General features: G+C 69.8%; 20 protein-coding genes. 9 read left to right on the forward strand and 11 right to left on the reverse strand.

The genetic code is table 11. From position 1 onward, the window contains the following. Positions 1-2 precede the first annotated feature (2 nt). Both AB0B45_RS01885 and AB0B45_RS01890 read left to right on the forward strand, forming a co-directional pair. Positions 3-494 carry a PH domain-containing protein gene (locus tag AB0B45_RS01885; protein WP_358123813.1) on the forward strand — a complete coding sequence of 164 codons (492 nt, stop codon included), beginning with the start codon at positions 3-5 and terminating at the stop codon, positions 492-494. Continuing rightward, on the forward strand, positions 491-2,188 hold the full coding sequence (locus AB0B45_RS01890) for a PH domain-containing protein (RefSeq protein ID WP_358123815.1): 1,698 nt from the start codon (positions 491-493) through the stop codon (positions 2,186-2,188). The genes AB0B45_RS01885 and AB0B45_RS01890 overlap by 4 nt, the downstream gene beginning before the upstream one ends. Positions 2,189-2,243: 55 nt before the next feature. Here AB0B45_RS01890 and AB0B45_RS01895 read toward each other — a convergent pair whose 3' ends face one another. Genes AB0B45_RS01895 through AB0B45_RS01905 form a run of 3 tightly spaced genes read right to left on the reverse strand, consistent with a single transcriptional unit; the run spans position 2,244 to position 6,764 of the window. Then, on the reverse strand, positions 2,244-3,770 hold the full coding sequence (locus AB0B45_RS01895) for a hypothetical protein (RefSeq protein ID WP_358123817.1): 1,527 nt from the start codon (positions 3,768-3,770) through the stop codon (positions 2,244-2,246). 44 nt (positions 3,771-3,814) lie between these two features. Then, positions 3,815-5,242 (reverse strand): serine/threonine-protein kinase, encoded by a 1,428-nt coding sequence (locus tag AB0B45_RS01900; RefSeq protein WP_358123819.1) that lies wholly within the window; start codon positions 5,240-5,242, stop codon positions 3,815-3,817. Positions 5,243-5,246: 4 nt separating this feature from the next. After that, positions 5,247-6,764 (reverse strand): serine/threonine-protein kinase, encoded by a 1,518-nt coding sequence (locus AB0B45_RS01905; protein ID WP_358123821.1) that lies wholly within the window; start codon positions 6,762-6,764, stop codon positions 5,247-5,249. 138 nt (positions 6,765-6,902) lie between these two features. Between AB0B45_RS01905 and AB0B45_RS01910 the strand changes: the two genes are divergently transcribed. Together AB0B45_RS01910 and AB0B45_RS01915 are read left to right on the forward strand one after the other, a co-directional pair. Next, positions 6,903-8,627, forward strand: coding sequence for a DEDD exonuclease domain-containing protein (locus tag AB0B45_RS01910; protein ID WP_358123823.1), 1,725 nt, complete (start codon positions 6,903-6,905; stop codon positions 8,625-8,627). Between the two features lie 17 nt (positions 8,628-8,644). Continuing rightward, positions 8,645-8,932 carry an Lrp/AsnC ligand binding domain-containing protein gene (locus tag AB0B45_RS01915; RefSeq protein ID WP_358123825.1) on the forward strand — a complete coding sequence of 96 codons (288 nt, stop codon included), beginning with the start codon at positions 8,645-8,647 and terminating at the stop codon, positions 8,930-8,932. A gap of 240 nt (positions 8,933-9,172) precedes the next feature. On the opposite strand, the gene AB0B45_RS01920 is transcribed toward AB0B45_RS01915, so the two are convergent. From AB0B45_RS01920 to AB0B45_RS01935, 4 genes are read right to left on the reverse strand one after another with little or no spacing between them, the layout of a single operon-like run. Further along, positions 9,173-10,819 carry a ubiquinol-cytochrome c reductase cytochrome b subunit gene (locus AB0B45_RS01920; protein WP_358123827.1) on the reverse strand — a complete coding sequence of 549 codons (1,647 nt, stop codon included), beginning with the start codon at positions 10,817-10,819 and terminating at the stop codon, positions 9,173-9,175. Next, positions 10,816-11,925, reverse strand: coding sequence for a Rieske 2Fe-2S domain-containing protein (locus AB0B45_RS01925; protein ID WP_358123829.1), 1,110 nt, complete (start codon positions 11,923-11,925; stop codon positions 10,816-10,818). The genes AB0B45_RS01920 and AB0B45_RS01925 overlap by 4 nt, the downstream gene beginning before the upstream one ends. Next, positions 11,922-12,731: a c-type cytochrome gene (locus tag AB0B45_RS01930; RefSeq protein ID WP_358123831.1), complete on the reverse strand. Its 810-nt coding sequence runs from the start codon at positions 12,729-12,731 to the stop codon at positions 11,922-11,924. The genes AB0B45_RS01925 and AB0B45_RS01930 overlap by 4 nt, the downstream gene beginning before the upstream one ends. Positions 12,732-12,747: 16 nt before the next feature. Then, the gene (locus AB0B45_RS01935) at positions 12,748-13,362 is read right to left on the reverse strand and encodes a heme-copper oxidase subunit III (RefSeq protein ID WP_358123833.1); all 615 of its coding nucleotides are present in this window, start codon (positions 13,360-13,362) and stop codon (positions 12,748-12,750) included. Between the two features lie 196 nt (positions 13,363-13,558). Here AB0B45_RS01935 and AB0B45_RS01940 point away from each other — a divergent pair, with 196 nt between their 5' ends. The 3 genes from AB0B45_RS01940 to AB0B45_RS01950 all read left to right on the forward strand — a co-directional run bounded on the left by AB0B45_RS01940 (position 13,559) and on the right by AB0B45_RS01950 (position 15,809). Beyond that, the gene (locus AB0B45_RS01940) at positions 13,559-13,957 is read left to right on the forward strand and encodes a hypothetical protein (RefSeq protein WP_358124718.1); all 399 of its coding nucleotides are present in this window, start codon (positions 13,559-13,561) and stop codon (positions 13,955-13,957) included. A gap of 7 nt (positions 13,958-13,964) precedes the next feature. Continuing rightward, on the forward strand, positions 13,965-15,011 hold the full coding sequence (trpD, locus tag AB0B45_RS01945; RefSeq protein ID WP_358123835.1) for an anthranilate phosphoribosyltransferase: 1,047 nt from the start codon (positions 13,965-13,967) through the stop codon (positions 15,009-15,011). A 105-nt stretch (positions 15,012-15,116) separates the two neighbouring features. After that, complete coding sequence (locus tag AB0B45_RS01950; RefSeq protein WP_358123837.1) at positions 15,117-15,809, forward strand: histidine kinase; 693 nt, start codon at positions 15,117-15,119, stop codon at positions 15,807-15,809. 13 nt (positions 15,810-15,822) lie between these two features. Here the strand turns inward: AB0B45_RS01950 and AB0B45_RS01955 are convergent, their stop codons facing one another. From AB0B45_RS01955 to coxB, 4 genes are all read right to left on the reverse strand, one after another. Then, positions 15,823-16,899, reverse strand: a complete 1,077-nt coding sequence (locus AB0B45_RS01955) for an Ig-like domain-containing protein (protein WP_358123839.1) — start codon at positions 16,897-16,899, stop codon at positions 15,823-15,825. 252 nt (positions 16,900-17,151) lie between these two features. Further along, positions 17,152-17,547, reverse strand: coding sequence for a cytochrome c oxidase subunit 4 (locus AB0B45_RS01960; protein ID WP_358123841.1), 396 nt, complete (start codon positions 17,545-17,547; stop codon positions 17,152-17,154). Next, complete coding sequence (gene ctaD / locus AB0B45_RS01965; protein WP_358124721.1) at positions 17,544-19,133, reverse strand: cytochrome c oxidase subunit I; 1,590 nt, start codon at positions 19,131-19,133, stop codon at positions 17,544-17,546. Before ctaD ends, AB0B45_RS01960 begins: the two co-directional genes overlap by 4 nt. A gap of 65 nt (positions 19,134-19,198) precedes the next feature. Beyond that, the gene (gene coxB, locus AB0B45_RS01970; protein ID WP_358123843.1) at positions 19,199-19,957 is read right to left on the reverse strand and encodes a cytochrome c oxidase subunit II; all 759 of its coding nucleotides are present in this window, start codon (positions 19,955-19,957) and stop codon (positions 19,199-19,201) included. Between the two features lie 197 nt (positions 19,958-20,154). Between coxB and AB0B45_RS01975 the strand changes: the two genes are divergently transcribed. Together AB0B45_RS01975 and AB0B45_RS01980 are read left to right on the forward strand one after the other, a co-directional pair. After that, positions 20,155-21,288, forward strand: a complete 1,134-nt coding sequence (locus tag AB0B45_RS01975) for a cysteine desulfurase family protein (protein ID WP_358123845.1) — start codon at positions 20,155-20,157, stop codon at positions 21,286-21,288. A 64-nt stretch (positions 21,289-21,352) separates the two neighbouring features. After that, a complete protein-coding gene (locus AB0B45_RS01980) occupies positions 21,353-21,598 on the forward strand; it encodes a sulfurtransferase TusA family protein (protein ID WP_358123847.1) in 246 nt (81 codons plus the stop codon). The last annotated feature ends 31 nt before the right edge of the window (positions 21,599-21,629 follow it).

Here is a 21,629-nt window from a genome sequence, read left to right on the forward strand (position 1 = left end):
CCATGGCCGAGCTCACCCTTCGCCCTCCTCGCAACCTCGCCGACCCTCGGGCCGCCTCCTGGTGGACCGTCCAGGCGTTCATGCTGGCGCTGCCGCTCGTTGTGGCCGTCGCCGTGGCGTACTGGTTCTTCACGCCGCACTCGGTCGCGCTCGGCGCGGCGGCCGTGGCCGTCTCGCTGGCCTGCGTGCTGCTGGCCGCGTTCGCGCCGCGCGCCTACTACCGGGTCCAGCGGTGGGAGATCACCGACGAGGCCGTCTACGTCCGCTCCGGCTGGGTCACCCACACGTGGAGGGTGGCGCCGATGTCGCGCATCCAGACCGTCGACACCGCCCGCGGCCCCGTGCAACGGCTGTTCGGACTGGCCGACGTCACGGTGACGACCGCGTCCGCCGCGGGCGCGATCAAGATCGAGGGGCTGGACCACGAGCTCGCCGCGGAGCTGGCCGCCAGGCTCACCGCGATCACGCAGGCCACGCGGGGAGACGCCACGTGACCGCCCAACGAGAGATCGAGACCGGGCTCGCGTGGAGCACGCTCCACCGGAGGATCCCGCTCGCCACCGCGGCGATGTCGCTGACGGTCGCCGCGCCCGCGGCGTTCGGCGTGACGCGGTTCCTGCTCGAGCAGGACCTGTCCCGCGAGCTGGTCATCGCCTGCGCCGCGGGCGTCGTGGCCCTGGTGCTGGTCGCCGGTTACGTCTACGGGGTGGCCCGCCTGCGCACCACCCGCTTCAGGCTCACCCCCGACCGGCTCGAACTGCACACCGGGGTCCTGGTGCGCCAGCACCGCTCGATCCCCCGTGACCGCGTGCGCAGCGTCGACGTCAAAGCCGATGTCGTACGGCGTGCGCTGCGCCTGGCCGTCGTCAAGGTCGGCACCGGCGAGCACACCACGGGAGAGCACACCGAGCTCACCCTGAACGCGATAGCCGCGCACGAGGCCGAGACGCTGCGTCGCACCCTCCTGACGGGGGCGGGTGCGGCCGCGTCAGGCCATGCCGCCGACACGCTCGAAGCGCCTTCCGCGCCGGGCGCCGAGCACGAGGAGAGCGGGCAGGCCGTGGCCACGCTGCGGTGGAGCTGGATCCGGTACGCGCCGCTGTCGATCTGGGTGTTCGTCGGTGGCGCGATCGCGTTCGGCGCGATCAAGAAGGTGCTCGACGTGGTCGGCGTCGACCTGTTCAGCACCTCGGCTGCCAAGGCGGTGTGGGAGTGGCTGGTCGGCAACCCGTGGGTCGCGGTGCCGAGCGTGATGGCCGTCAGCCTGCTGGTGGGGCTGGTCGGCGCGGTGGGCCTGTTCGCCGAGTCGTGGGGGAACTATCGCCTGGAGCAGGAGCCCAGGACGCTGCGGGTGCGCAGGGGGCTGCTCACCACCCGCTCGCTCACCATGGAGACGCGCAGGCTGCGCGGGGTGACGGTGGCCGAGCCGCTGCTGCTGAGGCTGGGCGGGGGCGCCAAGGTCAGGGTGGTGGCGGTCGGGCTGCGGAAGGCGGAGGGGCGGGAGAGCGAGGAGGTCTCCGCGCTGACCCCGCCGGTCCCGCGCGACGAGGCCTTCCGCGTCGCCTCCCACGTCCTGCACGCCGCGCCCGCGCCGGCTCGCAACACCCACGCCCCGCACGCCGCGCCTGCGCCGAGGCAGGGCGCCCACGCCCTGCCCGGGACCTCCGGCACGCTCGCCGCCTCGGCGGCGCGTGAGGCCGCGCTGTGGGGAGATCTGGAGCCGCACCCGAGGGCGGCCAGGGGGCGGCGGACGCGTCGGGCGCTCGTCACCGTCGCGCTGCTCGCCGCCGCCATGGGCGTCACCGAGTGGCTGACCGGCTGGATCCCGCCGGCCGCGTGGGCGCTGCCCGTCCTCGTCCTCCCCTTCGCCCTGGCCCTCGCCGCCGACGCCTACAGGGGGCTCGGGCACCGGCTCACCGGCGGTCACCTGCTCGCCAGGGCCGGCTCGGCCGGGCGCACCACGGTCGCGCTGGACACCGGCGGCATCGTCGGCTGGCGGATCAGGCAGTCCTTCTTCCAGCGCCGTCTCGGCCTCGTCACCGTGGCCGCCACGACCGCGGCGGGCGACGGCCACTACGACGTGATCGACGTGGGCACCACCGAGGGGCTCGACCTGGCGGCCCGCGCCGTACCAGGGCTGCTGGGGCCGTTCCTCGTCAGGGGCGTCGGCGGGGAGCGGCGGCGTTGACGCTTCCGCAGGAGCGGGCCCGCCGCCCCTCGGCGGCGGGCTCGTCAGTCCTTCTTCAGCCCGACTGGGCGAGAGAGGCGAGGATCTCCTTCGCGACCGTCATGGCGCCGGCCCTTGCCTCCTTCTCGCCCAGCACCTTGACCTTGGGCGAGTTGGTGGGCTCGTCGGCGCCGAGGTCCGACCCCGCGAATGAGGCGTGGACGAGCGTGGGGCCGAGTCTGACCACGACGTCGGCGCTGCCGTTGAACACGGTGTTCTTCTTGTCGACCCAGTACTGGATGTAGGCGTCGTCGCCGAGGCCCTTCAGCTTCTCGATCTTGCCCCAGGTGACGCCGCCGAACGCGCTGCTCTCCGTGGCCCTGGCGCTGCCGATCTTGCTGGAGAAGCGGCTCAGCGCGGCGGTCGGGTCGCCCGCGCCCGCGCGGTTGCTGAACACCTGGATCGTCAGGAGCGCGCTGCGGATCCTGCGCCTGCCCTCGCCTCCGGGCGCGTTCAGGCTGAGCCAGCGGCACTCGGTCTCCTTCATACCCGCGACGTCGTTGGCCCTGGCACGCTCGGTGGCCCCCGGCACGAGCTTCGTCATCGCGGGCGACATCCGCTTGCAGGCAGGAGGCAGCTGGGCCACCACCGTGGGTGTGGAAGTCGGCGTCGGCGTCGGCGTGCGGGTCGCGGACGGCGGCGCGCTCGGCTCGGCCTTGGCGAGCCGGCCCGGGTGGGCCCGCTTCCACTCCGCCGCCGACTTGGCCAGGTCCGTCAGCAGCAGGCCGACCTCGCGCAGCGCGTTCTCCTCGCTGACGGACTGCGTGCTCTCGCTCGAGAGGATCTTGGCGTCCTTGCGCTGCTGGCTCGCCTCGTAGTGGACCTCGATGATCAGGTCGTCGACGCGGGCGCGGCCCTCGCCGAAGGAGTACCAGAGCAGCTTGTCGCGCCGCCACGTGTACTGGCCGAAGGCGCCGTCGCCCACCCCCGCGTACTCCTTGACGGGCGAGTAGTAGTCCTTCTCCCCCGGGTCGTCGTCGGCCTGCTTCTTGTTGTTCGCCTTGTAGGTGAAGAAGCCCCGCTCCGACTCGTGCGACTGCTGCGCCTGCGCCCTGCCGGTCTTCGGCCCGTTGGGCTTGTGCTGGGCGATGCTGACCTTGATCTCGCGGCTGCGCCAGAACTCGCCGTAGGAGATGCGGCGGTTGGTCCAGTCGCAGGAGGAGTAGACGGCGAAGTCGGCGTCCCTCGACCGCTTGTCCACGGTCGCCGCGGGCACCAGCCGCTCGGTCTGCGCGGCGGGCAGCATGGTGCAGACGTCCAGCACCGGCGCGGCGGAGGGCGGCGTGGCGGACCCGCTCGCGGCGGGCGAAGCCGAATCGCCGGGGGTGGCCTTCGAGGCGGCCCTGCCGTACAGGAGGAAGGCGCCGGCGCCACCGGCGATCAGGACGACCGCGGCCCCTGCCGCCACGGTGGGCAGCACCCATGAGCGACGCTTCGGCGGCGGGGGCGGCGGTGACGACGGCATGGTCGGCACCTGCTGGAACTGCCAGTCCGGCGCGCGATATGGGTTGGTGGGAGGGGGATCGTCCTGACTCCAAGACATGGGCATGGATGCTAGCCGCTGTGATGGCGATTGACTCGCAGGGGTCAACCTCGAAGTGAGGATGTGACCTGCCGCGCCGCCTCCACCGCCACCCGCTGCCCCACCGCGTCCGCCTTCTTCACTTCCCTGACGTTGTAGACGATCTCCGCGGTGAGGTTGCTGTCGCGCGACGCCACGCGGTACCACACCTGTCCCGAGTCGCCGTCGCCCATCTGGTAGATCTCGAAGGAGTCCTGGGCGAAGGCGGCCTCACCCACGCCCTGCACGTCCCTGATCTTGTAGGTGGTCTTCCTGAAGATCGAGTCGTCGGACGAGGCGGCGGCCGCCCGATCGTCGTCGAACACCAGCTTCGCGACCTGCGGCCCGTCGTGGCCGCCCTGCGGCCGGTGCACGGCCAGCCGCAGGCTGATCGAGCGCTCGGCGTGCGATCCCTTCCACACCTCCCACACGCATCCGCCCCTGATCGGGGTGTTCCTGCGCACCTCTGCGCCGCCCAGCAGAGCCTTGGCCTGGGCGTCGGTGAGCAGCGCGCAGGCGTCGGGCACGTCCGCGAACCTGCCCCGCTCCCCCTCACCCGGTACGGCGAAGGCGTAGGTCACCCCGCCCACGGCGGCCACCGCCGCGACCGCCAGCGCCGTGGGCAGCTTCCACCTGCGGCGCGGCCGGTAGGCGACGGGCGCGGTGTTCGTCGAGCCGGTGAGCCGCTCGCGCGCCTCCCGCGGATGCGGGCGCCGTTCGGGCTGCTTGGCCAGCAGGTCGAGGATCAGCCTGCCCAGGTCCCTGCCCGCCCGCTCCGGCGGCGGCGGATCGCGCAGCAGGACGGCGGCGGCCACCGCGGCCTGCGTCTCCCTGTGGAAGGGCGCGTGGCCCTCGACCGCGGTGTAGAGGCTCGCGCCCAGCGAGAACAGGTCGGAGGCGGGGCCGGCGGGCAGGCCGTTCAGGCGCTCGGGGGGCATGTAGCCCGGCGAGCCCCCGCCGCCGACGCCGCCCACGGGCGCGGCCACGCCGAAGTCGGTGAGCATGGCGGTGCCGTCGGCGTCGAGCAGGATGTTGGCGGGCTTGACGTCCTGGTGGAGGATGCCGTGCGCGTGCGCCACCTCCAGCGCCGACAGCACCTGGAGGCCGATGCGGGCCACGATGTGCGGCGGCAGCGGCCCGCTCTCCTTGATGATCCTGTCGAGGGAGCGTCCCGTCGCCAGGTCCATGACGATCCAGGGCAGCCCCTGGTCGAGCACCACGTCGTGGACCATGACGATCGACGGGTCACGCAGCCTGCCCGCCGACCTGGCCTCGTGGATGGCCTGCTCGACGAAGGCCTGCCGTCCCGCCGCGTCGAGCTGCTGGGGGATGCGGACCTGCTTGAGCGCGACGTCGCGGCCGAGCCGTTCGTCGCGGGCGCGCCACACGGTGCCCGCGCCACCCTCGCCGAGCCGTTCGGCCAGCCGGTAGCGACCGGCGAGCACGTACTCCACGTCGCTAGCCCCCGCTCCGCAGCGCCTGCTCGCTCTGCCGGGCGACGGTGAGCGCGGTCGCCTTGACCTGGTCGTCGGTGGGCCTGCTCGCCAGCGTGGTGAACTCCACCTGGACCACCAGATTGGCCACCCGGTACATGACGACGGCGGTGTGGACCCTGCCCTGGGCGCTCAGCTCGTAGGTGTAGCCCTCCTCGCCCACTCCCTGCAGCGGCTGCGCCTTGCTGACCTGGGCGGTGAACGGCCCCTTCGCGCCGATCTCCTTCCACGACCACTGCAGCTGCCGGTACTTGCCGATCCACGCCCGCTGGCTCTCCATCAGCCTGCGCGCGGACTCGGTGGTCATCGACCACGGCTGCGGGGTGTCGGAGTCGCGCTGCGCGACCACCGACACGCCCCTGCCGCTGACCGTCCAGTCGCAGGCCACGCCGAGCCTGTCGTCGCTCTCCGCGGCGCTCTGCACGCCCTTGGGCGGCTGGCCCGTGCCGAGCACCTCGCCGACCTGCGAGGGGGTGAGCAGCCCGCACATGTCGACGGGAAGCGTGAACGCGGTGGGCGTGGCCGTACCGCCCCTCCAGAACACCAGGGCCGCGGCGACCGCGCCCGCGACGACCACGGCGCCGACGGGGATGAGCCACAGCGACCGGCTGCGCCGCGGCTTGGCGATCCTGCCGGGGACCGTCAGGTCCTGGCCGGCCAGCGGCGGGGCGGACTGGCCCATGGCGACCTGGCGCAGCGCGTGGACCGTGCTCCACGGGTCGGGACGCGCGGCGGGATGCCTGGCCATCATCGCGCTCAGCACGGGCGCCAGCGGGCCCGAGCGGTGCGGAGGCCTCGGCGGCATGGTGAGCGTCGCCTGGATGCGCTCCATCGCCGTGCCCTCATAGGCGGAGACCCCCTCGGCCGCGGCGAACAGCGTCGCGCCCAGCGACCACAGGTCGGCCGGCGGCCCACCGGCCTCACCCTCCAGGCGCTCGGGCGCGATGAACCCGGGCGAGCCGATCATCAGGCCCGCCTGGGTCAGCGTCGCCTGGCCCTCCTGCCTGGCGATGCCGAAGTCGGTCAGCACGACGCGGCCGCTGTCGGTGAGGAAGACGTTGCCCGGCTTGACGTCGCGGTGCTGCAGGCCGCGCGAGTGGGCGGCGGTCAGCGCCTCCAGCACGTCCGCGCCGATCCTGGCGACCGTCGCGGGCGGCAGCGCGCCCTCCTGCGCGATGGCCTCGCCGAGCGTGCGGCCGCGCAGCAGCTCCATGATCAGCCACGGCCTGCCGTACTCGACGATGACGTCGTGGAGCGCCACCACGCCGGGGTGGCGCAGCTGCGCGGTGGCCTGCGCCTCCCGCACCGCCCTCGCGACGGCTTCGGCCCTGCCCTGCTCGTCGAGCCCTTCGGGCAGCGTGAGCTCCTTGACCGCCACCTCGCGGTCAAGCATCTCATCTCTGGCCAGCCAGACCTTGCCCATCCCGCCGCTGCCCAGCGGCCTGATCAGGGTGTAGCGGCCGGCGAGTCGTCCCCCGGACATACAGGGGAGAGTAACGAATAATCTCCCCTGATGAGGTCCGGCCTCCGCGTTGTGACCTCTCGGCTCAGGCTCCCGATCAGTCGGGCGATCACCGGGCCGCCCCGATAACTGTCGGTCGCCGACTCTATGGTCTTGGACGTGGACGCGGTTCAAGGCACTCTCGACGAGCTCGGCACGCCGCTGAGCGAGGTCACCTTCGTCGTTTTCGACCTGGAGACCACCGGCGGCTCGGCGCACGAGCACGCGATCACCGAGATCGGCGCGGTCAAGGTGCGCGCGGGCGAGGTGATCGGCGAGTTCGCCACCCTCGTCGACCCCGGTGGACCGATCCCGCCGTTCATCTCCGTGCTGACCGGCATCACCGACGCCATGGTCGTGGCCGCCCCGCGCGTCGAGTCGGTGCTGCCCAGCTTTCTCGAGTTCATCTCGGGCACCACGCTGGTCGCCCACAACGCCGCCTTCGACACCGGCTTCATCAAGGCCGCCTGCGCCGCTCAGGGCTACCCCCCGCCCGCCAACCCGGTCGTCGACACCGTCGACCTGGCGCGCAGGGTGCTGACCCGCGACGAGATCCCCAACGCCAAGCTCTCCACGCTCGCCAGGTTCTTCCACAGCCCCGTCGAGCCGTGCCACCGCGCCCTTCAGGACGCCAGGGCGACCGTCGACGTGCTCCACGGCCTGATCGCCCGCGCCGGCTCCTTCCAGGTGCACACGCTCGAAGAGCTCAAGTCGTTCGTCCGCGCCCCCACGCCCGAGCAGCAGCGCAAACGCCATCTCGCCGAGACGGTGCCCCACGCCCCCGGCGTCTACCTGTTCGAGGACTCCCGCGGCGAGGTCCTCTACATCGGCAAGTCCACCAACCTGCGCAACCGCGTCCGCTCCTACTTCACCGCCAGCGAGACCAGGCCCCGCATCCGCGAGATGATCGGCATCGCCGAGCAGGTCCGCCACATCGTCTGCGCCACCCCGCTGGAGGCCGAGGTCAGGGAGCTGCGCCTGATCGGCGGCACCAAACCCCGCTACAACCGCAGGTCCCGCTTCCCTGAGAAGGTCGTCTGGCTCAAGCTGACCGACGAGGCCTTCCCCCGCCTGTCGATCGTCCGCGAGCTCAAGGACGACGGCGCCGCCTACCTCGGCCCGTTCACCAGCGCCAAGTCCGCCGACGACGCCCGCACCGCGATCCACGAGGCCCTGCCGCTGCGCCAGTGCACCGAACGCCTCACCCTCAAGACCTGGCGCCCCGCCTGCGTGCTGCACGAGATGGGCAGGTGCGGCGCCCCCTGCGAGGGCAAGGAGACGCCCGCCGACTACGCCCTCCACGTCGACAGCGCCCGCAGGGCCATGGCCACCGACGTCTCCCTCGTCTTCACCGCCCTCGAGGCCCGCATGGAGCGCCTGTCGGTCGAGCAGCGCTACGAGGAGGCCTCCGTCGACCGCGACCGGCTCGCCACCTACGTCCGCACCGCCGCCCGCATGCAGCGCCTGATCTCGCTGACCCGCATCCCGCAGATGGTCGCCGCCAGCCCCGCCTTCGACGGCGGATGGGAGATCCACGTCATCCGGTACGGCAGGCTCACCGCCGCGGGACACATGCCGCGCGGCGCCCACCCCACCCCCTTCGTCGAGGCGCTCGTCGCCACCTCCGAAACCGTCGCCCCCGGCGCGGGCCCCATCCCCGCCGCCAGCGCCGAGGAGACCGAGTGCATCCTGCGATGGCTGGAATCACCGGGCGTGCGGCTGGTCGAGGTCGACGGCGAGTGGGCGCTGCCCGCCCACGGCGCCGCCCGGCACAAGGCCCGCATCGACCTGGCCTACCAGCGCCTCGACCACCGCAGCAGGCGCGAGGGACGGCCATTGCGGTGACCCGATACAGTTGGAGCATGGTCACGGCAATCGTTCACATCAACGCCGAGGTGGACCGAATCCCGGAGATCGCGCAGACGATCGCCGAGATCGACGGCGTCAGCGAGGTCTACTCGATCACCGGCGAATACGACCTGATGGCCATGGTGCGCGTCGCCGCCTACGAGCAGATCGCCGAGGTCATCCCCGGCCGGCTCAACAAGGTGCCGGGCGTGCTCAACACCTCGACGCACATCGCGTTCCGCACGTACTCCAAGCACGACCTCGACGCCGCCTTCTCCATCGGCCTCACCGAATCCGACTAACCCCCCACCCATCTCCGCCTGACGTCGAGCGTCCCCTGCCATCCAGCGTTCCCCGGCGGCCGTTCAGCGTTCTCCGGCCGGGCCGTCCATCAGCCTGTACGGCAAGCCAGGTCGAGGCCACCGCAGGCGCGTGGGACCCCGCGTTGCCCCCTAAAGCCCTCCCGGACGGACCCGTGGAGATGCGGAAACGCCCCGGCTCGGACGGATGGTGTCCGGGACGGGGCGTTTCGCGTGGTGAGCCTAGTGCGTCAGGCTGCGGTCCTCGCCGGCGGTGATCTCGGCGTGCTCGTCGCCGTGACCGTGGCCGTCGTCCAGCGGGATCTTCTCCCCGCCGTACGCCTTCGACATCCGCCCGCGCAGCTTGCCGAGCGGGCCGCGCATCCCCTTCGGCGGGATGCCCTCGCCGTCGGCGTCGACGTCGACCTGCTGGATGGCCTCCTTGCCCCGCATGTGCGCCTCGATGTCCTCCGCCGGCGGCGTGTGGATCTCGATGAACTCACCGTGCGGCAGCCGCTTGATCACACCCGACTCCACGCCGTGCCCGATGACGGCGGCGTCGGAACGCTGCAGCCCCAGGCAAATGCGGTAGGTGACGATGTAGGCGATCACCGGGCCGACGATCACGGCCACGCGGCCGATGTAGGTCGTCCAGTTCAGGCTGATGTGGAAGTTGGCCGACAGCTCGTCGTTGGCGCCCAGCAGCCACAGCACGCCGTAGAACGTGATGGCCGCCATGCCGATCGAGGTGCGGTGCGCGTTGTTGCGGGGACGGTCGGCGATGTGGTGCTCGCGGTTGTCGCCGGTGACCCACCGCTCCAGGAACGGGTACAACGCCAGCCCGGTCATCACGATGCCCATCGGCACCAGCGCCGGGATGATCACGCTCAGCGGCAGCGTGCCGAACTCGTTGGCCCCGAAGATGTTGATCTCCCATGGCGGCATCAACCGCAGGGAGCCTTCGAGGAAGCCCATGTAGAAGTCGGGCTGTGAACCGGCCGAGATGTCGGCGGGGGTGTAGGGGCCGAACGCCCAGATCGGGTTGATCTGCGCGAAGGTCGCCAGGCCCGCCACCATCGCGAAGGTGAACAGGAAGTACGCCCCGGCCTTGAGCATGAACGCCGGGTAGAACGGAGCGCCGACCACGTTGTGGTTGTCGCGGCCCTTGCCGGGCATCTGCGTGTGCTTCTGCACCCACATCAGCACCATGTGGGCCGAGATGAGCGCCAGCAGGATGCCGGGGATCAGCAGGATGTGCAGCGAGTAGAACCGGGAGATGACGTCCTCGCCCGGGTACTCCCCGCCGAACAGGAAGAACGTGATGTACGTGCCGACCAGCGGCAGCGAGATCGCCACACCCTCGGTGATGCGCAGACCGGCGCCGGACAGCAGGTCGTCCGGCAGCGAGTAACCGGTCAGGCCCTCGGCCAGCGCCAGCGTCAGCAGCAGGACACCGATCAGCCAGTTCAGCTCGCGCGGCTTGCGGTATGCACCCGTGAAGAACACGCGGAGCATGTGCACCATCATGCCGGCGACGAACAGCAGGGCCGCCCAGTGGTGGATCTGCCGCATCAGCAGACCGCCGCGGACCTCGAAGCTGATCTCCAGCGCGGAGGCGTAGGCCTCCGACATCATGACGCCCTTGAGCGGCTCGTAGGAGCCGTCGTAGACGACGTGCATCATGCTGGGCTTGAAGAACAGCGTCAGGAACGTGCCGCTCAGCAACAGGATGACGAACGAGTAGAGCGCGATCTCACCGAGCAGGAACGACCAGTGGTCGGGGAAGACCTTGCGCAGGTTGCGCTTGAGGAAGGAGCCCGCGCCGATCCGGTCGTCGAGGTAGCTCGACGACCCGCCGATGGCCTTGGGAACCGTCTTCAGGTCGCTCATGCGTGGCCTCCCTCGGACCGGACCTTCGCCTCGGCGTCGCCGCGCTCCCAGAAGCTGGGACCGACGGGCACCGCGAAGTCTCCCTTGGCGATGAGGTAGCCCTGCTCGTCGACCGCGATGGGCAGCTGCGGCAGCGGCCTGGCGGCCGGGCCGAAGATGACCTTCGCGCCGTCAGCGGCGTCGAACGTCGACTGGTGGCAGGGGCACAGGATGTGGTGCGTGGTCTGCTCGTACAGGGCCGCGGGGCAGCCGACGTGCGTGCAGATCTTGGAGTAGGCGACGATGCCGTCGTGGGTCCAGTTCAGGTTCACGCCCGACTTGATCTCGTCGGGGCGGAACTTGATCAGGATCAGCGTGGCCTTCGCCAGGGCGTTGAGATCGTGCTCGTAGCCCTCGGGCACCACCGACAGGATGCCGCCCGGCGAGTTGAAGTCGGCGGCGCGGATCGGCTGACCCGTGCCCTCGACGACAAGCTTGAGCGGCTTGCCCTCCTTCGTCTTGGTGCCCCACACCGTGTGGCGGAGCTCCTTGTGGAAGGCGGAGGCGGGCATCTTGGAGTTGTCGAGGTCGCGCAGCAGCACCAGCGGGATCAGCCCCAGCGGGGCCGAGGCCAGCAGCAGCGTACGGCGCAGCAGCGGCCGCTTGACGAAGCCGCTCTCCTTGGCGCCCTGCAGGAACGTCTCGGAGACGTAGTCCCTGGTGTCGCTGTCGGAGGCCATCGCGTGGCGCTCCTGCACCAGCGTGTACTTCGGCATGACCTGGCGGACCCAGACCACGATGCCGGCCGCGAGGCCGAGCAGCGCCACCGTCAGCGGCGCGCCGAGCGCGAGGTTGGAGACCGCCGTGCTGTCGACGTCGCCCACCTGGAAGACCACGTAGTTGACGATGAACACGAGGGCTGCGATGAAGGTGACCGTGAAGCAGAGCGACGCGATCCGCTCGCCCTTGCGGGCCTTGCCCTCGTCTGGGTAGTAGACGCCGGGAACCTCGACGTCGTCCGACTTCTGCTCCGCGGGGATCAACGTCTTGCCGTGCGGAGGAGTGCCGATGACGCGCTTGGGGACGCGCTCGTCCGGCTGCTCGATCTCATGTCCGTTGTCTGTCATGACGCCTGTCGCTTCTTAGCGGTGATCCAGATGGCGGCCAGTACGAGGGCGCTGATGCCCACGAGCCACGCCACGAGGCCCTCGGTGACCGGGCCGATGCGGCCGAGACCGAAGCCTCCGGGGTCCTTCTGCTCGCGCACGTCGGTGATGTACGCGATCATGTCGCGCTTCTCCTTGGGCGTGATCGTGGAGTCGTTGAAGACCGGCATCGCCTGCGGGCCGGTGGCCATCGCCTCGTAGATCTGGGTGGGCGTCGCCTCGTTCAGGTTCGGCGCGTACTTGCCCTGGGTGAGGGCGCCGCCCGCGCCTGTCCAGTTGTGGCACTGGATGCAGTTGGCGCGGAAGAGCTCGCCACCCCTGGCCACGTCGCCCTGTGCGGGGTCGACGGCGTTCTTGTCGGGGACGACGGGTCCACCGCCGAGCGACTGCACGTAGGCGGCCAGCTGGCGCGTGGTGTCCTCGTTGACCCACGTGGGGTTGGGCTTGCGCGGCGCCTGGGCGCCAGGGTTGGCGGCGGGCATGCGGCCGCTGCTCACCTGGAAGTCGACCGCCGCCGCGCCCACGCCGACGAGCGTGGGTCCGGTGGACGTGCCCTCGGCGTTCATGCCGTGGCAGCTCGAGCAGTGCGCCTGGAAGAGGCTCTTGCCTTCTGCGACGTCGTCGGCCTTGCCGGACGCCAAAGCGGCGTCAGCCGGCCTGCTGGCCGGCGTGATGAGGGTGTACACCCCCCCGACCAGCGCCAACGCGAAAAGCAGGACGGCGTATCTCGCGAGCGGATGCCGCCGCCGAGCGGTGATCCTAGTCACAGAGATCCCCGTTTCCTTACTGGATGATGTAGATGGTCGCGAAAAGGCCGATCCAGACGACGTCAACGAAGTGCCAGTAGTAGGACACGACGATGGCGCTGGTCGCCTGCTCATGTGTGAAGCGCTTCGCGGCGTACGTGCGTCCCAGCATGAAAAGGAACGCGATCAGTCCACCGGTCACGTGGAGGCCATGGAAGCCCGTGGTCAGGTAGAACACCGAGGTGTAGGCGTTCGCGGAAAGCGTCGCGCCCTCGTGGGCGAGCTGCATGTACTCGTACAGCTGGCCGCCGACGAAGACGGCGCCCATGAGGAAGCTGACGAAGTACCAGAAGCGGAGCCTGCTGACCTGACCCTTTTCCGCGGCCCACACGCCAAGCTGACACGTCACACTCGACAGGACCAGGATGATCGTGTTGACCGTAGAGAACGGAACGTTCAGCTCTGCCTCGGGCCAGGCCTTGCCCTCGCCGAGACTCACTGACCGGATGGTGAAGTACATCGCGAACAGCGCCGCGAAGAACATGAGCTCAGAGGACAGCCACACGATCGTCCCCACGCTGACCAGATTCGGCCGGCGGGACGAGTGAGCCGTCGTCGTCGTAATTGCGGATGCTGTCGCCACGGGCAGCATTATTGCGGCTCTGGTGGTCGGGTCGCCGCACGACCCCCCGTTAGTGGCCCCGAAGACGCCCCCAGCCTGGGACAATTAGTGCAAAACGCCCGCCGACCCCTGCGGCTGGGTTTCCGCGTGAAGGCACCGGTACGATCCCAGGTGACCATACTGCTACCACCGATAGTGAGCTGCGACCGTGAGCACCGACGACACCATGAGGGTCCTCGTCTACAGCGACGACGCCAGGACCCGCGACCAGGTACGGCAGGCCATCGGGCGCCGTCCCGCAGCCGACGTCCCGCTGGTGGAGATCGTGGAGTGCGCCACCCAGCCCAAGGTCCTGCAGTTGCTCGACTCGGGCACGATCGACGTCGCCGTGCTCGACGGCGAGACCCAGCCCGCGGGCGGCATGGGTGTCAGCAAGCAGGCCAAGGACGAGGTCTACGACTGCCCCCCGATCCTGCTGCTGGTCGCGCGCAAGGACGACCGCTGGCTGGCCAACTGGTCGCGCGCCGACGCCGTCGTCCCGCAGCCGCTGGAGCCGATCGCCGTGGCCGACGCCGTCGCCACCCTCATGCGCCAGCGCTCCGCCACCCGACTCAACGCGAAGTAGGTTCGCCATGGACGCTCGCACCACCTGGCCATCGCTGCTGTCAGCCCTCCTGGCGGGGGAACACCTGACCGCCGACGAGACGGCGTGGGCGATGCGGGAGATCATGTCGGGCTCCGCCACCCCCGCGCAGATCGCCGGGTTCGCGGTCGCGCTGCGCGCCAAGGGCGAGACCGTCGCCGAGGTGACGGGCCTGGCGCGGACGATGCTGGAGCTGGCCACCCCGCTGAAGGTGGAAGGGCCCGTCGTCGACATCGTCGGCACGGGGGGCGACCGCGCTCACACGGTCAACGTCTCCACCATGGCGGCCATCGTCACCGCGGCCGCCGGCGCGCGCGTGGTCAAGCACGGCAACCGCGCCGCGTCCTCTTCCTGTGGTGCCGCCGACGTCCTGGAGTACCTCGGCATCAGGCTCGACCTGCCGCCGGAGTCGACCGCGCGGGTGGCGGCCGAGGCGGGCATCGCGTTCTGCTTCGCGCCCGTCTACCACCCCGCGCTCCGCTTCGCCGGGCCGCCGCGCAAGGAGCTGGGCGTTCCGACGATCTTCAACTTCCTCGGCCCCCTGACCAACCCCGCCCGCCCTTCCGCGCAGGCCATCGGCGTCTACGACGCCCGCATGCTGCCCGTCCTGGCCGGCGTCTTCGCCGAGCGCGGCGTCTCCGCGCTGGTCTTCCGCGGCGACGACGGGCTCGACGAGCTGACCATCGCCACCACCTCGACGGTGTGGGTGGTGCGTGAGGGCGCGGCGACGCAGACCGTGTTCGACCCCGCGGTGCTGGGCATCCCGCGCGCGGAGGTCGGGGCGTTGCGCGGCGGCGACGTGGCCTTCAACGCGCAGGCGGTGCACGACCTGCTGCGCGGGAAGACAGGTCCCGTGCGCGACGCGGTGCTGCTCAACGCGGCGGCGGCGCTGGTGGCGGCGAACGCTCCTGGCGACGACCTCGACTCGGCGATGATCGACGGGTACGCGCGTGCCGTACAGGCGGTCGACTCGGGTCGCGCCGCCGCCACGCTCGACCGGTGGATCGAGGTCAGCCGCACCCTCAGCCCCGCCTGACCGCTCCCCCGGGGAGCCGGGGACAGAACCCTCCGCTCGGTGGCGGAGTGGAGATCCACCGCCAAGCGGATGCGCACCATGGAGCCCACGCCTACGCTCCGGGCCATGCCGCCTCTTCTGTCATGGCTGACCGCCGTGACCACGGTAGTCCTGTGCCCCGCCGTCCTCCTCCTGTTCCGGCTCCGCGCCCGCCAGGCGGCCGACCTCGCCGCCGAGCGAAGGGCGCGGGTGGAGACCCTACGACGCGCCCTGATCGTCCAGGAACTGCACGAGGTGGTGGCACACCGCGTGAGCGTCATGACCCTCGGCATCGGCGCGGGCAGGATGACCATGGGCAAGGATGCGCGCAGGGCCGCCGACACCCTCAGGGACGCGGAGGAGTCGGGCCGCCAGGCGCTCGGCGAGCTGCAACGCATGCTGGGCCTCCTGAGCGCCTTCACCGGCGTCCCGCCTTCGCGAACCCCGCAGCCCCGCCTCGACGACCTGCCCGACCTGCTCCACGAGGCCCGTGGGAGCGGCCTGCTGGTGGACTTCACCCAGGACGGCGCACCTGCACCGACCGCCCCAGGGGTGGAGTTGTCTGCTTTTCGCATCGTCCAGGAGGCTCTCAGAGACGCTGAGGGAGCGTCCAGGGCCAGTGTGACCCTGAGGTGGCGACAGGGCTTCCTGGAGGTCCTGGTGAGCGACGACGGCCCTTCCAGGCCCGCGGGTCAGGTCGTGCGCGAGCGGGCCGCCCTCGTGGGCGGCACCATCACGGCCGAAGGGCATGGCGTGCACGCCCGTCTCCCCCTCCACTGATCGCGGGCCGCGGCTACAGCGCCTCGGTGGTGGACGACTTCAGCGCGCTCCACTGGAGCCACTGCTTCCAGTTCTCCTGCCAGTGCCCCCACCCGTTGGTCGGCTCGAGCGGCCGCGGCGAGCCCGTGATGACGATCGGGTCGCCGATCAGCGTGTTCTTGATGAACCACGCCGCGTTCGCGGGGCTGACGTTCACGCACCCGTGGCTCACGTTGGCGTACCCCTGCGAACCCACCGACCAGGGCGCGCTGTGCACGTACTCGCCCGAGCTGGAGATCCTGACGGTGTTGTAGACGGTCAGCTGGTAGTACCCGGCCTGTCCTGGGCCGATCCCCGGGGAGGTCATGACCGTCACAGGCTCCCTGGACATCGCCAGGTGGATGCCCGAGGTCGTGTAGTACTTCCACACCCCGCCCTGTCCCGCGCTCATCGGCATGGTCCTGACGACCTTGCCGTCCCGCTTCACCTTCAGGTGGTGGTTGCTCATGGTGCCGGAGGTGATCTGCTCCCTGCCGACGGTGAAGTCGAGGGTGTAGTCGCGCTTGCCGTAGATGCCTGAGGCGCCGCGCACGCCCGCCAGGCGCGCCTCGAGACGCACCTTGGTGCGCGGGGGCCAGTAGACCCTGGGCCTGAAGTCCACGTGCCGGTCGTCGAACCAGTGCCAGGCGCCCTCGACCGGCTTGGAGGTCCTGACGACGAGGTTGCGCTCGACGGCCACCCGGTCGGTGACGTCCTTGTCGAAGGTGAGCATGATGGGCATGCCGACGCCGACCGTGAGGCCGGTGTCGTCCTTGTGCGGCAGCATCTGCTCGATGCTGAAGGAGCTCTTCGCCTTGACCGTGGTGAAGGTGGTGGTGGTCCTGGTCGTCTGGCCTGTGGGGTTGGCGACGAGCGCGCTGACGGTGTACGAGGAGCCGGGCCTGGCGTAGCGCTTGCTGCGCCACTGCGTGCCGTCCGCGCTGAGCTCGCCGTCCAGGTTGCCGGACGCGCCGGAGACGCTGACGCTCCTGAGCGTGCCGCCGCGCGCCGAGACCAGGACCGTCTGGTCGGTGGGCACGTCGCCGGTCTTGTCGGCGGGAATGATCGCCACGCTCGCGGGCGGAGGCGCCGCGCTGGGCGAGGCGATCCCAACCGGTGTCCCCGCCGAACACGCTGTGAGTACGGCGAGGGCAAGAGCTCCAGCCGAACCTTGAGTCATCCGCCCCACGGGTGCTCCCCTCTCGTTCGAACCCCTAACGTCCCCTTACTACCCTCAGTGATCGTTTCGCCACATTCGACAGGAGGTAAAAAACGCCAAAAGCGGGCGCCCTCGGACAGGGCACCCGCTTTTGCGTCGGTGGGGTCAGTGAGAGAAGTTGCCCCGGTAGTACTGGAAGACGAACCCGACCATCGACATGATCACCAGGAAGACGCCGATCAGGAACATCCACAGGCCGATCACGAAACCGACGAACGCGAACGCCGCCGCGAGGCAGACGAACAGCGGCCACCAGCTGCTCGGGCTGAAGAAGCCGATCTCACCGGCGCCGTCGCTGATCTCGGCCGTCTTGTTGTCCTCCGGCTGGTCGCCGATGCGACGAGCCGTGAACATCAGGTAGTAGCCGATCATGAAGGCGAAGCCGACCGAGATGGCCATGGCCGTGGTGCCTACGGGCTCCTTGGACCAGTACCAGTAGACGACGTCCACGCCCGCGAAGAACAGTCCGCAGAGCAGGAACAGCCAACCCTGAACCCTCATCGAGCCTCAACCTCCTGCGGCTTGGCCGACACGTGCGGGTAGTGGAGGTCGAACGCGGGGCGCTCGGACCTGATGCGCGGCAGCGAGGTGAAGTTGTGCCGCGGCGGCGGGCAGGAGGTCGCCCACTCGAGCGAACCTCCGTAGCCCCACGGGTCGTCGACGGTGACCTTGGGCGCGCTGCGCCAGGTCTTCCAGACGTTGTAGAAGAACGGCAGCGTCGAGGCGCCGAGGATGAAGGCGCCCACCGACGAGATCATGTTCAGGTCGGTGAAGCCGTCGGTCGGCGCGTAGTCGGCGTAGCGGCGGGGGAAGCCCACCATGCCCAGCCAGTGCTGCACGAGGAAGGTGGTGTGGAAGCCGATGAACAGCAGCCAGAAGTGGACCTTGCCCAGCTTGTCGTTGAGCATCCGGCCGGTGAACTTGGGCCACCAGAAGTAGAAGCCCGCGAACATCGCGAACACCACGGTGCCGAACACCACGTAGTGGAAGTGCGCCACCACGAAGTAGCTGTCGCTGATCTGGAAGTCCAGCGGCGGCGAGGCCAGGATGACGCCGGTCAGACCGCCGAGGAGGAAGGTGATCAAGAAGCCCACCGAGAACAGCATCGGCGACTCGAAGCTCAGATGGCCTCGCCACATGGTGCCGATCCAGTTGAAGAACTTCACGCCCGTCGGCACCGCGATGAGGAACGTCATGAACGAGAAGAACGGCAGCAGGACCTGGCCCGTGGCGAACATGTGGTGCGCCCACACCGTGATCGACAGACCGGCGATCGAGATGGTGGCGGCCACGAGGCTGATGTAACCGAAGACCGGCTTGCGGCTGAAGACCGGGATGATCTCGGTCACGATGCCGAAGAAGGGCAGCGCGATGATGTAGACCTCGGGGTGGCCGAAGAACCAGAACAGGTGCTGCCACAGCATCGCGCCACCGGTCTCGGGGGCGAAGATGTGCGTGCCGAGCTTGCGGTCGGCCTCGAGCGCCAGCAGCGCGGCGGCCAGCACGGGGAAGGCCATCAGCACGAGCATGCTGGTGAGCAGGATGTTCCAGGTGAACATCGGCATCCGGAACATCGTCATGCCGGGCGCGCGCATGCAGATGATGGTGGTGATGAAGTTCACCGAGCCGAGGATCGTGCCCAGACCGGACAGGGCCAGACCCATGATCCACAGGTCGCCGCCGACGCCGGGCGAGCTGATCGCGTTCGACAGCGGGGTGTAGGCGAACCAGCCGAAGCTCGCCGCGCCGTTCGGGGTCAGGAAGCCGCTGACGGCGATGATGCTGCCGAACAGGTAGAGCCAGTAGCTGACCATGTTGAGGCGCGGGAAGGCCACGTCGGGGGCGCCGATCTGCAGCGGCATCAGCTCGTTGGCGAAGCCGGCGAACAGCGGCGTCGCGAACATCAGCAGCATGATCGTGCCGTGCATGGTGAACAGCTGGTTGAACTGCTCGTTCGAGGTGAACTGCATCCCCGGCTGGGCCAGCTCGGCTCGCATGATGAGCGCCATCACGCCGCCGATGAGGAAGAACACGAACGACGTGATCAGGTAGAGATGTCCGATGATCTTGTGATCGGTGGAGGACATCCACTTGGCGATCGCCAGACCCTTGCGGGTCGGCTGCGCCGTGACGGAGGGTACTTGGATGGCGGTCACTGGGTTCTCCCAGCCTGGGTCGTCATGTACTGGTCGAACTCAGCCTGCGAAACGAGCTTGACCCTGAAGAGCATGCGGCTGTGGTCGACGCCGCACAGCTCGGCGCAGCGGCCCGCGTAGACGCCCGGCTTGTTCAGCGTGGTGATCTCGAACTTGTTCTTCTCGCCGGAGATGCCGGGGATCACGTCGCGCTTGAACATGAAGGCGGGGACCCAGAACGAGTGGATCACGTCGTCGGCGTCCAGCTTGAACAGGACCTTCTTGTTCACGGGAAGCACCAGCTCGGGCGACTGGGCCGCCCGGTAGTCGCTGACCGGCATGCCGACGACCTTGGCGGTCTTGCCACCGGCGTCGGTGGTGAACCGCCAGCTCCACTGGAAACCTTCCACGTGGACCGTCACGTCGGCCTGCGGCGAGGTGTCCATGAGCTTCGTCTGGTCGCGGGCGGTGAAGAAGAAGAACACCGACACCATGACAAGCGGCACGACCGTGTAGAGGATCTCGATCGGCAGGTTGTAGCGAACCTGCGGAGGAAGCTCGGCCGAGCTCTTTCGCTTGCGATGGAAGATGCACGCCCAGACGATCAGGACGATGACGACGAGTCCCGTGGCCAGCGCCGCGATCCAGGCCCCATTCCACAAGTTCGTGACGACGTCAGCCTGCTCGGTGACTCCCTCGGGAAGGAGCCCACGCGACCAGTCGGCCTTGGGCACGTCATTTGCACAGGCCGTCGCGGAGGCCAGCAGCAACGCCAAACCGGCGGCGCTCGACACTCTGCGCCGGCCCAACGGACGCCGCTCAGTACGGCGGGTCGGACTCACGGATCGCCTACCCCACAGATGAAGCCCAGGAGTCTCTCCTGGGCGCTCGTATTTCCATATGCACAGCTGATTGCAGACACATTAGCGTGGGGGGTGGTCGGCTCCCCGCTCACCCCCGTTAATGTCTCGATGTGCCTTACTTCGACGCGGCATCGACCGAGCCCCTGCATCCCCGGGCGCGTGAGGCGCTCATCGCGACCCTGGACGCGGGCTGGGCAGACCCCGCGCGGTTGTACGGCCAAGCCCGCCGCGCCCACCTGCTTCTCGAACAGGCGCGCACGGAGGTGGCCGAAGCGCTCGGCGCCAGGCCGGACGAGGTCACCTTCACCTCTTCCGGCACCCAGGCCGTGCATCTCGGCGTGCTCGGCACCCTACACGGCAGGCGGAGGGCCGGACGTCACCTCGTCACCAGCGCGGTGGAGCACTCCAGCGTCCTGCACGCCGCCGCGGTGCACGAGAGCGACGGCGGCACGGTCACCACCGTGGGCGTCAACCTGGCGGGTCGTGTGGATCTCGACGCCTTCGTGGCGGCCGTGTCCGTCGAGGGCACCGCGCTGGCCTGTCTCCAGACGGCCAACCACGAGGTCGGCACCCTGCAGCCGGTGGCCGAGGCCGCCGCGGCGTGCCGGGAGCGCGGGGTTCCGCTGCTGGTCGACGCCGCCCAGAGCGCGGGCCGCCTGCCGGTTCCGCAGGGCTGGTCGGTGCTGACGGCGAGCGCGCACAAGTGGGGCGGGCCGGCGGGAGTGGGCGTGCTGGCGGTCAGGAAGGGCACGCGCTTCCGCTCGTTCCTGCCGGAGGACGAGCGCGAGCGCCGCAGGGTGCCGGGGTTCGAGAACGTCCCCTCGATCGTCGCCGCGGCGGCCGCGCTGAAGGCGATGAGGGAGGAGGCGGCACAGGAGAACGCCCGCCTTTCCGCGCTCGTCGACACGATCAGGGAGCGCGTCCCCGAGCTCGTGCCCGACGTGGAGGTGATCGGCGATCCCGTCGACAGGGCGCCCCACATCGTCACCTTCTCCTGTCTCTACGTCGACGGCGAGGCGCTGCTGACCGAGCTGGACAAGGCGGGTTTCGCGGTATCCTCCGGTAGTTCGTGCACGGCTAGTACGCTTCGTCCATCGCATGTTTTGGAGGCGATGGGCGTGCTTACGCATGGAAACGTCCGGGTATCGCTGCCCAGGGGCGCTTCCGCGGCCGAGGTGGACAGGTTTCTCGCCGTCCTCCCCGAGATGGTGCGCCGGATCCGTCAAGACGCAGGGGTCGTATGACCGGGCTTGTTGAGGTCGTTCAGAGCCGCGGCACGGTGGTCATGAGACCGACGAAGGGGGCCTCGTGACCGTCGCAGCTCAGCCGACTCTGACCATCGACGCACTCGGCAAGAAGTGCCCGATCCCGATCATCATGCTCGCCGAGCAGATCAACTTCGTGCCGCTGAACGCCATCGTGGCCGTTCTCGCCGACGATCCCGCCGCCTACAACGACGTGCCCGCCTGGTGCAGGCTCAAGTCGCACCCGCACGTGGGCACCTACGAGCTGCCGGGTGGCGGCTGGGAGATCCACGTCCGGCGCAACTACTGACCCGCCGGCGCTCCCGGTGCGGGATCTCCTC

This window comes from Nonomuraea sp. NPDC049152, from assembly GCF_040648355.1.
Taxonomy (GTDB): Bacteria; Actinomycetota; Actinomycetes; order Streptosporangiales; family Streptosporangiaceae; genus Nonomuraea.